This is a genomic window from Nonomuraea sp. JJY05 (genome assembly GCF_043496855.1).
In the GTDB taxonomy this organism is placed as follows: Bacteria; Actinomycetota; Actinomycetes; order Streptosporangiales; family Streptosporangiaceae; genus Nonomuraea.
This window is the reverse complement of sequence record NZ_JBIEIS010000031.1, coordinates 138,784-153,628: the sequence shown is the minus strand read 5'-3', so window position 1 is coordinate 153,628 and position 14,845 is coordinate 138,784. Positions and strand designations below refer to the sequence as shown.

Sequence of the window (14,845 nt, the reverse complement as noted above, 5' to 3'; positions counted from 1 at the left end):
CGAGCCGCTGTGGAGCAGGGCGCGCCCGCTCCTCGACGGGGAGGTCGCGCGGGTGGGCGTCGCGAGCGTGCGCGGCGGCGCGGACGCGCTGCTCGGCTCGCTCGCCGGGCGGCTCGTCCGCGACGAGAAGGGCCTGGTCATCGAGGGGGTCGCGGCCGGTGTCCACGAGCTGGGGGACCGGTCGCTGGTGCTCGTGCCGATGCTGGCGGGCAAGGACGCGCTGATCGTCGGGCTGGACGACCCCGAGGCCGTGTGGATCGCATATCCGGTTCCCGCGGCCGGGAGGCTGTGGCGTGCGGACAGCGACGACCTCTCGGAGCTGGTGGGGCCGGTACGGGCGGAGCTGCTGCGTACGCTCGACCGGCCCATGACCATGACCATGCTGGCCGGCGGCATGAACCTGCCGCCCAGCAGCCTGACGTTCCACTGTGACCGGCTGGTCGCGGCGCGGCTCATCGCCCGTGAGCGGCGGGGCCGCGAGGTGTGGATCGACCGCACGCCTCGGGCGGGAGTGCTCCTGGAGCTTTGCCTGCGCTGAATCGTCCAACGGGAACGGGGGTACGCTCGCGATCCGGCGCGCCCCCGTTCAGCGAGCTGCTGCTCAGCCGGCCTTGGTGAACTGGTTGAGCAGCGGGCCGTCGAGGTTCCAGCCCGGCTCGTTGGCCAGGATCTTCTGGGTGTGCGAGTCGATGGCGAGGCGCCACTTGTTGTTGTTCGACAGGCGGAAGATCTTCACCGTCTCGCCGGGGGAGGCCGCGGCGGGCGCGTACCCGAGAATGCCTTCGTAGCGGAACTTGCCAGAGCTCACGAGCGACTCCCGCTCCGTGACGGAGCCGGTGACGATGTAGGAGGCCTTGTTCGCCCAGCGGAGCCGGAAGAGCGGCTTGCCGCCGGGGAAGGGGCCGCGCGAGATGTAGTACATCGGGGTCTGGGTCAACGACCAGCCGTGCTTGGTGATCGCGCTTTCCTTCTCCGCCTCGTTGCTGGTGTAGAAGAAGCCGCCGTCCTTCGTCATCAGCTCGTAGACCTTCACCCGCTGCTCGGCGACGCTCTGGGCCGTCGACGCCGTGGCGGCGGACGCCTGCGTGGCGATCCCGAAGGACAGGGTGGCACCGAGCGCCACGGCGAGTCCGAGGCCGACGGGACGGGTCATGCGGCCGAACGATGTTGCCATGAAAGCTGTTTCCCTCCGTATGGGTGGCAATGCCCGGCCAAGCTAACGTGCGCTGAGTGACCGCCCTTTCCATTTCGATTAACGTCTAAGGATCCGGGATGCAGGCGGGCGCGGGTCGTGGCGATGCCCAGGTCCGGCGGCAGCCCGCCGCAGCGGTCGAGCAGGGTCGGCCACCGTGTCCGGCTCGGCTCGCCTCCGTTCCTAGCCCGGCAGGGGGATGATCGCCCTCGGCTCGCCTCCGTTCCTAGCCCGGCAGGGGGATGATCGCCCTCGGCTCGCCTCCGTTCCTAGCCCGGCAGGCGGGTGACCGCCTGGCGGGCCTCCTCCGGGTCGAAGGCGTCGAGCGGGATCGGCCGGGCGCCGTGGCCGGTGATGAGGCCGGGCAGCTGGCGGCGGCTGGTGACCAGCACCGCGCAGGACGGGCTGCCGGGCAGCAGCGGGGTCACCTGGTCGGTGTCGCGGGCGTTGTCGAGCACGATCAGCATCCGCTTGCCCGCCACCAGGCTGCGGTAGAGCGCGGCCTGCGCCTCCAGGCCGACGGGCACCGCGGCGGCGTCCACACCCAGAGCATCGAGGAAGCCCCGCACCGCCGTCTCGGACGGCATGGGCGTGCCGGAGACGTCGAAGCCGTGCACCGCCGTCTCGGGTGGTACCGGTGCGTCGGTGGGGTCGAAGTCGTGCGCCGCCGTGTCGGGTGGCATGGGTGCTTTGGTGGGGTCGAAGTCGTGCGCCGCCGTGTCGGGTGGCATGGGTGCTTTGGTGGGGGCGGAGCCGTGCGCCGCCGTGTCGGGTGGCATGGGTGCGTTGGTGGGGGCGGAGCCGTGCAGGTTCACGTACAGCTGGCCGTCGGGGAAGCGGGGCAGGTTGCGGCGTGCCCAGTGCAGGGCGAGCCAGGTCTTGCCGACGCCGCCAGGGCCGCCGATGACGGAGATCACCACCGTGTTCCCGGGCGCGGCCATGATCCGGTCGAGGGCGGCCAGCTCGCGCGAGCGTCCCGCGAACGACGGCGGCGGCGGAGGGAGCTGACGGGGCACCGGGGCGGTGCGCGGGGTGGGCGTGGTCTCGGCGTTGAGGGTCTGCAGGTGCAGCCGCCGCAGGTCGGGCCCGGGATCGGCGCCCAGCTCGTCGGCCAGCCGGTGGCGGGTCCGCTCGTAGCGGTCGAGCGCCTCGGCCTGGCGGCCGTTGCGGTGGAGGGCGAGGATGAGCTGGCCGACCAAGCGCTCGTCGAGCGGGTGGCGGTCGGCGAGCACGGTCAGCTGAGGCAGCAGTTCGGCGTGCCGGCCCAGCCGGAGCTGGACGTCGTGGTGGTCGAGCCGGGCGGACAGGCGCTCGGTCCGGAGGGTGTGGCGCAGGGCCGCCAGCCAGGGGGTGTCCAGGTCGGCGAACGGCTCGCCGCGCCACAGGCCCAGCGCGTCCCCGTACAGCCGGTCAGCCTCCCGGTCGTCGCTCGCCCGCGCCCGGGCCAGCAGCGCGCGGAACCGGTGCAGGTCCACCGCCTCCTCCCGCACCCGCAGCAGGTAGCCGGCGGTGCTGCGGTGGATGTTCTCGGCGGGGGACAGGGCGGAGCGCAGGCGGGACAGGTAGGTGTGCAGCGTGCCCGCGGCCCGTTGCGGCGGGGTGGCCCCCCAGACGCGGTCGGTGAGCTGGTCGAGGGAGACGGGATGGTTGGCGTCGACGAGGAGGGCCGCCAGCACGCAGCGCTGCCGCGCGGGCCCGAGGTTGATCGGCCGGCCGTCCGCCCACGCGCTGACCTCGCCCAGGATCCCGAACTCGACCCCCACGGACTCATCCTAGGGGCCGGTCGTCAGCGCGCCAGGAGCGGCTTGGACAGCTCGAACATCCCGCCGACCCCTCTGCGCGGGATGTCGAAGACGATGGCGGCGAGGTCCTTGGCGGGGATCACGTGGGTGCCTGTGGCGCCCTGGCGCGTGTTCGGGTCCCAGACGGTGATCGTGCCCTGCGCGGTGTCGTAGCCGTAGGCGACGATGGCGTGGCCGAAGTCGCGCTTCTTCCTGCTCCACGGCAGCCGGTTGCCGAGGACCGCGACGATCGTGGGCTTCCCGTGCACGCCGACCGCCTGGGAGACCCGCGCCATCAGCGCGGCGGGGTTGTCCTTGGCGTACGTGAGCCGGAACTGGTAGCCCTTCGGCCTGAGGTAGGCGTTGAGCACGCTCACCACGTACTCCCGCTTGGTCGAGCGGGCCTCGGCGCTCGTCTTCATCTCCTCGGCCAGCTGGTCCTGGCTGCGCTTGATGCCGAACGCGCGCAGCACGATCGAACTGGACGCCGGGGCGCAGTAGTAGCCGGTCCGCTGCGCCTGCCCCTTGATCCCCACCGAAGTCGCGATCGGTGCGGCGAGCTGCGCCCTGACAGGCGGCAGCACGGTCGCGGACCCGGCGACGAGGGGTGCGGTCGCGGACCTGGCGACGAGGGGTGCGGTCGCGGTCCCGGCGACGAGGGGTGCGGTCGCGGACCCGGCGACCCGCGCTGCGGAGGCGGCGGCCGCGGCGGGTGGAACGGCGAGGGGCAGGACACAGGCGGCGAGGGCGGCGCCGAGGACGAGTCTGGCGGAACGCACGCGGTCCCTCTCCGTGTTGCAGGCGATACGGAAGTGACCAAAATACACACTTCAGCGGCTCAGTTGTTCGTTCATGATGAGGAACGCCCCCAGCCCGTGGAAGTCGTTGACCGGCCGGGCCCGCCCGAAGTAGTAGCCGAGCGAGTCACTGGCGTTGGTGCCCTCGCTGACGCCCACGAGGTTGGTCCGCCCGTCGGAGCCGAGCGACACCTGGGAGAGCACCCCCTGGTAGCCGCGTTCGGCGTTCGCGCGGTAGGAGGCGTCCACATACCCGCGCTCGACCGCCCGCGAGATCGTGTACGTGTACATCGCCGAGCACGACGTCTCCGTCCAGTTCGACGGGTTCGACGGCTCGGTGACCACCTGCCACCAGCGGCCCGTGGCCGGGTCCTGCCAGCGGGCGTAGGCGGGCACGAGCTCGCGCAGGATGCCGATCAGCGCCGCCCGGCGGGGATGGTCGGCCGGGATCAGCTCGAGGATGTCGGTCACGGCCATCCCGAACCAGCCCATCGCCCGGCACCAGGAGATCCCGTTCGTGTTGCCCAGCGAGGGTTTGACCCAGGACGCGGTGGGGCCGCCCGGCTCGTCGTAGGCGTGGTACAGCAGCCCGGCGGCCTGGCCGGACGTGCGGCGCAGGTGACTCCAGTAGATCTCGAGCTGCCTGGCCGGCTCGGTGCCGGTGAAGGAGTCGGCCGCCACCCAGGCGCCGTACCGGGCGAGGAACGGGTCGGCCATGTAGACACCGTCGCCCCACAGCTGGCCCTCGCGGGAGGCGGAGGTGGAGTGCCACCAGCCGCCGTCGGAGGTGCGCGGGTACGTGTTCAACCGGGTCCTGATCTTGGCCGCGGCCGTGCGGTAACGGGCCTGCCCGGTCTCGCGGTAGAGGGCGAGCAGGACGTTGCCGGCCTGCATGCTGTCGAGGTTGTTGAAGCTCTGGGAGATGCCGCCGGAGGAGTCCACGAACCGGTCGGCCCAGTCCTTGACGTACTGCAGGTAGCGGGGCTCGCCGGTGCGCTGGTAGACGAGGTACTGGCCCCAGAGGTAGAGGCCCTGCGGGTAGCTCCAGCCGCCGATCGTGCCGGGGGAGAAGCGGGCCATCGTCGAGTCGACCATCGCCCTGGACCAGTCGGTGCCCGTCGGGGAGGGGTCCACGCTCAGCGAGTCGAGGTTGGGGCCGCCGTCGGCGGTGGTGGCCGTGGCCTTGACCGCGTTCGCGCCCGCCGCCAGCGTGACCCGTACGGTGACGGTCCGCCAGGTGGTCCAGGAGCCGGTGCCGGGGAAGGACAGGGTGATGCTCGTGCCGCCGGCGGTGACGGTCATCGGCCGGTCGGCGCCGGTGCCGTTGGCGTAGCGGAAGGTCAGGCCCTGGAGGCCGGCGGCCGCCGCGCTGACGGAGAATTCGACGGAGGAGCCGGCGACGTTGTCGAAGTTGACGAACCCCGAGCCGGTGAACCCGGCGTGGTTCGACTCCACGACGCCCCGCGAGATCGTCCCGTCCTCGGCCTCGTAGAGGGTGGCCGCCGCGGCCGAGCTGACCGCAACCGGTTGCAAGAATAACAGGCCGCCGAGTGTCGCGGCGGTGATGGCGCGAAGACGTCCCATGTATCACTCCGGGTCTGACGAGCTGTGATGCCGTGCCCACCGGTGCGGTCCTGCACGATCGGCGGCAGATGGCTCCGATCTCCTTGCGCATCTCAGGCATACATCCCGGCGCGGCGCCCTGTCTACCGATCGATGTCATCCGATGTATCGATGCGGCAAAGTTAGGAAACTTTCCTAAGCAATGGATCGTTCCAACTATTGACGGGCCTCATGGTTTATGGCAAACGTTTGGAAAGCTCCCCTTCCTTACACCAGGCATCACTCTCAGCCAGGAGCGCCCGATGAACTTCAGCAAGTCCCGGGCCTGCGTCATCGCCTGCTTACTCGCCCTGGGAATGGCCTCGGCCCTTCCCGCGGACGCGGCGCCCACCCGGTACGAAGCCGAGAACGCGACGATCTCCCAAGGAGTCGTCGAGTCCAACCATGCCGGCTACTCCGGCACCGGCTTCGTCAACGGGGACAACGTCGCCGGCTCCTTCACACAATGGACGATCAACGCGCCCGCCGCGGGCACGGCCACGCTGGCCTTCCGCTACGCCAACGGCACCGGCGCCGACCGGCCCAGCGACATCGCGGTCAACGGCACGACCGTCGCCGCCGCCCGGTCCTTCCCCGCCACCGGCGCCTGGACCACCTGGGCCACGATCACGCTGACCGCCCAGGTCACCGCCGGCGCGAACACGATCCGGGCCACCGCCGCCGGCGCGGGCGGCAACCCGAACTGGGACTACCTCGACGCCGAGGTCCAGTCGTCGAACTTCACCGACTACCAGGCCGAGTCCGCGACGATCTCGCAGGGCGTCGTCGAGTCCAACCACGCCGGATTCACCGGCTCCGGCTTCGTCAACTACGACAACGTCACCGGCTCGTACGTCGAGTTCGCCGTCAGCGCGGCCGCCGCCGGCACCCAGAGCCTGACCTTCCGCTTCGCCAACGGCACCACCACCGACCGGCCGATGACCATCACCGTCAACGGCACTGCGGTCGCCACCGGCCGGTCCTTCCCCGGCACCGGCGCCTGGACGACCTGGCAGGAGATCAGCGTGGACGCGCCGCTCAACGCGGGCGGCAACACGGTCAGGGCCACGGCCACCACGGCCAACGGCGGCCCGAACCTCGACCGGCTGCGGGTCACCGGCCCCGGAGACACCGAGAAGCCGACCTCGCCGGGCCAGCCGACGTGCTCCGACATCACGCACAACGCCCTGACCCTGGACTGGCCGCCGTCCACCGACAACATTGGCGTGGTGGCCTACGACATCTACCACCAGGGCCAGCAGATCGCGACCGCGACGGCGCCGCCGTACCGGCTGACCGGGCTCAACCCGAACTTCGCCTACCAGCTGTCGGTCTTCGCCCGCGACGCCTCCGGCAACGTGTCGCTGAGCAGCCCCGAGGCGAACTGCCGGACGCTGCCCGCGCCCGCCGACGACCCGCCGTCGCAGCCGGGGCAGCCCGCCGTCAGCGGCGTGCAGTCCGCCTCCGCCACCGTGACCTGGGGCGCCTCCACCGACGACAACGGCGTGCGGGCCTACCTCGTGCGCGACAACGCCACCAACGCCGTGCTCGCCACGGTGACCGGCACCCCGCCGGCCACGACGGCCAGCGTGCCGCTCGAATGCGCGCGCACGTACCAGGTGCACGTGGTCGCGCGTGACACGGCCAATCAGCTCTCCACGCCGAGCGCGCCGTCCGCGTCGTTCACGACGGGGAGCTGCGGCACCGTGCCGCAGACGCCGACCAGCATCGCCGGCGGCTGGGACGTGCCGTGGGACATCTCCTGGGCGCCCGACGGCACGTACGCGCTGGTGACAGAGCGCGACACGTTCAAGGTGTTCAAGATCACCTCGTCGGGCACCAAGACGCAGGTCGGCACCGTGCCCAACGTGCAGACCACCAACGGCGAGGGCGGCCTGATGGGCCTGGACTTCTCGCCCACCTGGAACGGCACGAGCGACCAGGAGGTGTTCTTCATGCACACCGCCTCCGAGGGCAACCGGGTCGCGAAGATGAACTTCAACGGCACCGCGCTCAGCGGATACGCCACCATCCTGCAGGGCATCGACAAGAACCGGTACCACAACGGCGGGCGCATCAGGTTCGGCCCCGACGGCTACCTGTACGTCACCACCGGCGACGCGCAGCAGTCGGGCAACGCCCCCGACCTCGACTCGCTCAACGGCAAGATCCTGCGCATCACCAAGACCGGCGCCGCCGCGCCCGGCAACCCGTTCGGCACCCGCGTCTACAGCTACGGCCACCGCAACCCGCAGGGCCTGGCCTGGGACTCGGCCGGCCGGTTGTGGTCGTCGGAGCTGGGCAACTCCTCGCGTGACGAGCTCAACCTCATCCAGCCGGGCAAGAACTACGGCTGGCCCACCTGCGAGGGCACCTGCAGCACGTCGGGCATGACGAACCCGAAGTACACCTGGGGCGTCGCCGAGGCCTCGCCGAGCGGCATCGCCATCGTCAACAACACGGTCTTCATGGCGGCGCTGCGCGGCCAGCGGCTGTGGCGCATCGTGCTGAACGGCGAGAACGTCTCGACGGTCAACTCGTACTTCAACGGCACGTACGGCAGGCTCCGCGCGGTCGAGAAGGTGCCCGGCGCCAACGCCATCTGGTTCGGCTCCACCAACTCCGACAACAACGGCGACGGCTCGGCCGACACCATCCGCCGCTCCGCCATCCAGTAGTCACCCCCTCATCGCCGGCGGCCGCGCCATCGCGCGGTCGCCGGATCCACCCCCCGGAGCCTGCGATGCATCCCTCCAGAAGGGCCGTGCTCAAAGGAGCGCTGCTCGTCCCCGTGCAGGCGGGCGCCATGCTGCCGCCGGCGCCCGCCACGGCCCAGCCGCTCGACTCCCCGTGGGACCAGGTGCCCGCGATCCTGGCCAGGATCGTGCCGCCGACCTTCCCCGACCGCACGTTCCCGATCACCGATTACGGCGCCAAGCCGGACAACTCCACCGACTGCACGGCCGCCTTCCGCTCCGCCATCGCGGCCTGCAACGCGGCGGGCGGCGGCACGGTGCTCGTGCCCGGCACCGGCAAGTTCCGCACCGGCAAGATCCACCTGCTGTCCGGCGTGCGGCTGCACGTCGAGGCGGGCGGCACGATCCGGTTCAGATCGGACGCGGGCTCGTACCTGCCGACGGTGTTCACCCGCTGGCAGGGGATCGAGTGCTACAACTACTCGCCCTTCATCTACGCCAGGAACCAGACCGACCTCGCCCTGACCGGCACCGGCGCGATCGACGGGAACGCGGCGGCCGGGCCCTGGTTCGGCTTCGACGACCAGCGCGGCCCGGACTGGGACCGGTTGCAGCAGCAGGCCGTGGACGGCGTGCCGGTGGAGCAGCGGCAGTTCGGCGACGGCCACTTCCTCAAGCCGAACCTGATCCAGTTCTACGGCTGCCGGAACATCCTCGTCGAGGACCTGGACATCCGTAACCCCGCGATGTGGACCATCCACCCCGTCTTATCCCGAAATATCACGATCAGGCGAGTCAAAATCTATAGCCGGGGCGCGATGGTGGACGGCGTCGATCCCGAATCCTCCTCGGACGTGCTCATCGAGGGCTGCACGTTCGACACCGGCGACGACGGCACCGTCATCAAGTCGGGCCGGGACACCGACGGCCGCCGCGTGGGGGTGCCGTCCACCGACATCGTCATCCGCGACAACACCTACTACGGCCGCTGGGGCGCGATCACGGTCGGCAGCGAGATGTCCGGCGGCGTCCGCAACGTCTTCGCCGAGAACAACCGCATCCTGGCCGGCGCCGGTTACCACTCGTTCTACGCCCTCTACCTGAAGACCAACAACCGGCGCGGCGGGACGGTGGACGGCGTGCACGTCCGCAACCTGACGGGCGGCCCGTGCGACCGGGGCGGCTTCTACATCGACATGAACTACAGCCTGACCGGCCCCGGCAACGGCCCGATCGTCAACCCGGTCATCCAGAACATCACCGTGGACGGGCTCAACATCGCCGGCTCGCCGTTCGCGATCAAGCTGGCGGGCTCCGCCGCCAGCCACATCCGCAACGTCACGATCGCCAACAGCACCTTCACGCAGATCGACACCCCGGCCCCCCAGCTCTCCAACGCCGACAACGTCGTGCTGCGCGACGTGCGCATCAACGGCGTCCTGTACGGGGGATCGCCGCCGGGCAACCGGTACGAGGCCGAGAACGCGACGATCTCGCAGGGCGCGGTCGAGTCCAACCACGCCGGCTTCTCCGGCACCGGGTTCGTGAACTACGACAACGCGGCCGGCTCGTACGTGGAGTTCACCGTGAACGCCGCCGCGGCGGGGACGGCGACGCTCACCCTGCGCTACGCCAACGGCACCACCGCCAACCGGGCGATGGACATCGCGGTCAACGGCGCGGTCGTGGCGGCGGCCAAACCCTTCACCGGCACGGGCGCCTGGACCACCTGGCAGTCCACGACCGTCTCCGCCCAGCTGGCGGCCGGCGCCAACACCGTCAGGGCGACCGCCACCACCGCGAACGGCGGCCCCAACCTCGACTACCTGGAGGTCCGATGAGCGTGACCCGTCGCCAGCTCGGCGCCCTGGTGGGGGCCGCGTTCCTCGCCCCCGCCCTGCCCGCCAGGCCCGCCTCGGCCGCCGCCCCCGCCTGGAAGCTCATGTGGGCGCCCGACCCGGCCGCCGTCGGCCTGCGCGCGTTCGAGACGCTGGAGGACGACCGCGCCGACTCGCATCCGGCGGGTCAGCCCCACATCTACGTCGAGGGCGACGCCTTCCGCTTCAACATGCACACCGCCGACCGCGACACGTCGACGGACCGGCAGCGCCAGGAGGTCACCGGCAACCGGAACCCGGACGGCTACCTGCGCTGGCTGACCGGGGAGATTTGGCGCGTCACGTACTCGATGTACATCCCGAGCTCGCTGAAGGCGACCACGACCTTCACCCACATCAGCCAGACCAAGATGCCGGGCACCGGCACCAGCCCGATCACCGTCACGTCGCTGCGCCGCGTGAACGGCGTCCAGACCATCGAGCACAAGATCTTCGAATCCGACACCCTGGTGGGGCGCACCGAGCTCGAGCCGCTGCACGACAAGTGGATCGACGCCGAGTACGAGATCAAGATCGGCGACGGCGGCTCGGGCTCGGTGCGGTGGGTGCTGCGCAGCGGCGGCACCACGCTCGTGGACGCCACCAAGACCGGCGACACCTTCCTCGGCGACCGGGTCCGCCCCAAGTGGGGCATCTACCGCTCGCTCGGCGACACCTCCGGCTCGCTGCAGAACTGCTACCTGCTGCTGCGCGACATGCGCGCGTACAAGCAGGTGCAGGCCACCGCCACCCGGCTGGAGGCGGAGAACGCGACGATCTCGCAGGGCGTCGTGGAGTCGAACCACGCGGGGTTCTCGGGCGCCGGGTTCGTCAACACCGACAACGTGGCGGGCGCCCACGTGGAGTGGCGGCACACCGCCGCCGCGGCCGGCCCCGCCACGCTGACCGTCCGGTACGCCAACGGCACGGGCGCCGACCGCCCCGTGGACCTGGCCGTCAACGGCCGGGTCGTGGCCTCCGGCCTGTCCTTCCCCGCCACCGGCGCCTGGACCACGTGGACGTCCCGGAGCGTGGTGGCCGACCTGGCCGCCGGGGCCAACACCATCCGCCTCACCGCCGCCACGGCGGGCGGCTGCCCGAACCTCGACTACCTGGAGGTGGTCCAGTGAGGATCTCCCGGCGCGACCTGCTCAAAGCCGGCGGCGTCGCGGGCGGCGCCCTACTCGGCGGCACCGGCACGGCCCATGCGGCGGGCCCGGCCATCAAAGCCACAGCCAGCAAAGCCACAGTCACCACAGCCGGTGCCACCATGGCCGCGTCGCCGTGGGACCGGGTGCCCGAGATCCTCGCCAGGATCGTCCCGCCGACCTTCCCCGACCGCACGTTCCCGATCACCGATTACGGCGCCAAGCCGGACAACTCCACCGACTGCACGGCCGCGTTCCGCGACGCCATCGCCGCGTGCAACGCGGCGGGCGGCGGCCGCGTGGTGGTGCCGTCAGGGACGTTCCGCACCGGCGGGATCCACCTGCTGTCGAACGTCAACCTCCAGGTGAACGGCACCATCAGGTTCCGTACGGACCCCGGCTCCTACCTGCCGACGGTGTTCACCCGCTGGGAGGGCATCGAGTGCTACAACTACTCGCCCTTCATCTACGCCAACGGCCAGACCGACGTCGCCATCACGGGCACGGGCACGATCGACGGCAACGCGCCCGCCGGCGACTGGTCGTCGTGGGGGAGCGGTGGCGCGGACCGCGACCAGCTCCGGTCCTGGGGCGCGAGCGACCATCCGGTGGCGCAGCGCCAGTTCGGCAGCGGCCACAAGCTGCGGCCCAACATGATCGGCCTCTACAACTGCACGGCGGTGCTCGTCGAGGGCGTCAACCTGCGCAACCCGGCGATGTGGAGCCTGCACCCGGTCTACTGCACGAACGTCACCGTCCGGAACGTCACCTTCTACTCCACCAACTCGCAGGGTGACGGCTGCGACCCCGACTCGTGCACCGACGTGCTGATCGCCGGCTGCAAGTTCGACACCAACGACGACTGCGTACCCGTCAAGTCGGGCCGCGACCGCGACGGCCGCCGGGTGAACCGCCCCTCGCAGAACATCGTGATCCAGAACTGCAAGTTCAGCGGCCGGTGGGGCGGCGTGACCATCGGCAGCGAGATGTCCGGCGGGGTCCGCGACGTGTTCGCCGAGGACTGCGAGTGCAACGCGCCCGACTTCCCCGGCCGCTACCCGGTCAAGTACGCCCTCTACGTCAAGACCAGCTTCAACCGCGGCGGCTTCGTGGACGGCGTGCACCTGCGCCGCATCACCGGCCACGACCTGGAGCGCAGCGCCCTCTACGTCACGCTCAACTACGAGACCTCGGGCTCCCTGCCGCCGGTCGTGCAGAACTTCACCGCCGACGGCCTGACGATCGACGGCGCGGCGCTGGCGTACGACCTGGACGGCCGCCCGACCGACCACATCAGGAACGTCACGATCTCCAACAGCACGTTCACCGGCATCACGACGGCCACGCCGACCGCGTCGAACGTCGACAACCTCGTCCTGTCCGGCGTCCTCGTCAACGGCAAGGACATCTCGAACACGGCGGGAGCCCGCTACGAGGCCGAGAACGCGACGATCCACCAAGGCGCCGTCGAGTCCAACCACGCCGGGTACTCCGGCGCCGGCTTCGTCAACACCGACAACGTGGCCGGTGCCTACGTCGAGTTCGCGGTGAGCGCGGCGGCGGCCGGCAGCAGGGCCCTCACGGTCAGGTACGCCAACGGCACGAGCACCAACCGGCCGTTCGCGGTCACCGTCAACGGGAGCGCCGCCGGATCCGCCGTGAACGCCGCCGGCACCGGCTCCTGGAGCACCTGGGTGTCCGCGTCCGTGACCGTGCCCCTCGTCTCCGGCGCCAACGCCGTCCGGCTCACCGCCACCACCGCCGGCGGCCTGCCCAATCTCGACTACGTGGAGCTCCAGCCATGAAACCGCTCGCCCGAGCCCTGCTGGTATGCGCCCTCGCCCTGTTCGGAGCCGCCCCCCTCCCGGCGCACGCGCTCGCCGAGTTCAATGTGCGCGACTACGGCGCCACCGGGAACGGCTCGACCAACGACGACGACGCCATCGACCGCGCCATCAACGCCGCGAGCGCGGCCCCCGGCGGCACCGTCGTCTTCCCCTCCGGCCGCTACCGGGCCCGCACCATCCACCTGAAGTCCAACGTCACGCTCAGGCTCGACTCCGGCGCGACCCTCCTGGCCGCGAGCAGCGGCATGGACGCCGCCGAGTCCAACCCCGACGACGACTACCAGGACTACGGCCACAGCCACTTCCACAACTCGCTCATGTGGGGCAGCGGCCTCACCGACTTCCACATCACCGGCACCGGCACGATCGACGGCGACGGCAACCTCATCACCGGCAACCCGTCCTCCGGCCAGGCCGACAAGGCGCTGACCCTCACCGAGTGCTCGAACATCAGCCTCGAAGGCGTCACCTTCCGGCGCGGCGGCCACTTCGCCGCCCTGATCAACGGCTGCCACGACGTCACGATCGACAACCTCAAGACGATCCACTCCAGCAGCGGCGTGCGCGACGGCATCAACCTGATCAACAGCTGGAACGTCACCGTCACCGACAGCCGTATCGAGGCCAGCGACGACGCCCTGGTGTTCAAGAGCGACTACGCGCTCGGCCACACCTACACCAGCCAGAACGTCCGCGTGCGCGACACCACCGTCTACTCGCACGAGAACAACGCGCTGCAGTTCGGGTCGGAGACCTGCGGGAGCTTCCGCGACTTCCGGTTCGAGAACATCACCGTGCTGGGCGCGGGCAAGGCCGGCATCGGCATCGTGTCCATGGACGGCGCGATCATCGAGGACGTCCACTACGACAACGTGACGCTCACCAAGACCACGTCGCCGTTCTTCTTCAAGATCGGTGAGCGGAAGCGCTGCCCCGGCTCGCCGCCCGCCGGACGGATCCGAAATATCACGATCTCGAACGTGACCGGGACCAACCTGACCGCGCCCGTGGTCACCGGCACGGTGGGCGCCTCCGACTACACCAGCACGCTGACCGGCACGCCGTCCGTGGACCTCGGCCCCGGCATCACGTTCCAGAACGTCGACCTGACCGTCCCCGGCGGCCACCCCGCCTCCGAGGCCGGCCGGGTGCCCGGCGAGTTCCTCACCACCTACCCGCCGCGCGACTACGGCGCCCGCCCCTCGTACGGCTACTGGATCAGGCACGCCACCGGCATCACGCTCAACGGCGAGACCCGCTTCGACGACAACGACAACCGGCCCTACCTGATCGCCGACGACGCCTCCAACGTGCAGCTGAACGGCGTGATCGCGCAGCGCGGCAGCGGCAGCGCCTACGATGTCGGGTTCAGCGGCGTCAGCGGCTACGCCGTGCGCGACGGCGCCGACACCTCCGGTGGCGCGCTGCGCGTGCGCGCCACCAACTCCACGCCCGTCCCCGGCACCCCCGACAGCCTGTACGCCGAGGCGGAGGCGGGCACGGTCACCGCCCCCATGCAGGTGGCCGCCGACAGTGCCGCGTCCGGCGGCTCGTACGTGACCGTCGCCGCCGGCAACAACAGCAAGTCCAGCGCGCCCTCCACGGGCTGGACGACGATCCCGTTCACGGTCGAGCACGACGGCACGTTCGCCGTGTGGGCCCGCGTGATCGCCGCCGACGACGGCGACGACTCCTTCTGGGTGCGCTCGGGCACCGGCTCGTGGACGAACTGGAACAACCTCCCGATCGGCACCTCCTGGCACTGGGCCAAGCTGCCCGTCACGTACGACCTGGCGGCCGGAGCGCGCACGATCACCTTCGCCTACCGCGAGGACGGCGCCCGCCTGGACCGGGTGGCCATCAGCAGTGACCCCGCGTTCAACCCCGGATCCTAGGAGGCGCACC

At 70.8% G+C, this 14,845-nt stretch carries 10 protein-coding genes; 6 read left to right on the top strand and 4 right to left on the bottom strand.

Features of this window, described 5'->3' with window-relative positions; translation table 11 throughout:
* Positions 1-538, top strand: a 538-nt coding sequence (locus ACFKCF_RS39710) for an ArsR/SmtB family transcription factor (RefSeq protein WP_394500472.1), incomplete at its 5' end; no start/stop codon positions are given.
* 63 nt (positions 539-601) lie between these two features.
* Here the strand turns inward: ACFKCF_RS39710 and ACFKCF_RS39705 are convergent.
* From ACFKCF_RS39705 to ACFKCF_RS39690, 4 genes are all read right to left on the bottom strand, one after another.
* Positions 602-1,153, bottom strand: coding sequence for a hypothetical protein (locus tag ACFKCF_RS39705; protein ID WP_394500471.1), 552 nt, complete (start codon positions 1,151-1,153; stop codon positions 602-604).
* Between the two features lie 308 nt (positions 1,154-1,461).
* On the bottom strand, positions 1,462-2,955 hold the full coding sequence (locus tag ACFKCF_RS39700; RefSeq protein WP_394500470.1) for a BTAD domain-containing putative transcriptional regulator: 1,494 nt from the start codon (positions 2,953-2,955) through the stop codon (positions 1,462-1,464).
* A gap of 23 nt (positions 2,956-2,978) precedes the next feature.
* Positions 2,979-3,752 (bottom strand): C39 family peptidase, encoded by a 774-nt coding sequence (locus ACFKCF_RS39695; RefSeq protein ID WP_394500469.1) that lies wholly within the window; start codon positions 3,750-3,752, stop codon positions 2,979-2,981.
* Between the two features lie 51 nt (positions 3,753-3,803).
* Positions 3,804-5,354 (bottom strand): glycoside hydrolase family 88 protein, encoded by a 1,551-nt coding sequence (locus ACFKCF_RS39690; protein ID WP_394500468.1) that lies wholly within the window; start codon positions 5,352-5,354, stop codon positions 3,804-3,806.
* Positions 5,355-5,635: 281 nt separating this feature from the next.
* Here ACFKCF_RS39690 and ACFKCF_RS39685 point away from each other — a divergent pair, with 281 nt between their 5' ends.
* The 5 genes from ACFKCF_RS39685 (at position 5,636) to ACFKCF_RS39665 (ending at position 14,835) form a co-directional block, all read left to right on the top strand.
* Complete coding sequence (locus ACFKCF_RS39685; protein ID WP_394500467.1) at positions 5,636-8,050, top strand: PQQ-dependent sugar dehydrogenase; 2,415 nt, start codon at positions 5,636-5,638, stop codon at positions 8,048-8,050.
* Positions 8,051-8,115: 65 nt separating this feature from the next.
* The gene (locus ACFKCF_RS39680) at positions 8,116-9,909 is read left to right on the top strand and encodes a glycosyl hydrolase family 28 protein (RefSeq protein WP_394500466.1); all 1,794 of its coding nucleotides are present in this window, start codon (positions 8,116-8,118) and stop codon (positions 9,907-9,909) included.
* Entirely contained in the window at positions 9,906-11,075 is a 1,170-nt protein-coding gene (locus tag ACFKCF_RS39675) for a CBM35 domain-containing protein (RefSeq protein ID WP_394500465.1), read from the top strand. Before ACFKCF_RS39680 ends, ACFKCF_RS39675 begins: the two co-directional genes overlap by 4 nt.
* On the top strand, positions 11,072-12,898 hold the full coding sequence (locus ACFKCF_RS39670) for a glycosyl hydrolase family 28 protein (protein WP_394500464.1): 1,827 nt from the start codon (positions 11,072-11,074) through the stop codon (positions 12,896-12,898). The genes ACFKCF_RS39675 and ACFKCF_RS39670 overlap by 4 nt, the downstream gene beginning before the upstream one ends.
* Positions 12,895-14,835: a glycoside hydrolase family 28 protein gene (locus ACFKCF_RS39665; protein ID WP_394500463.1), complete on the top strand. Its 1,941-nt coding sequence runs from the start codon at positions 12,895-12,897 to the stop codon at positions 14,833-14,835. The genes ACFKCF_RS39670 and ACFKCF_RS39665 overlap by 4 nt, the downstream gene beginning before the upstream one ends.
* Positions 14,836-14,845 lie beyond the last annotated feature (10 nt).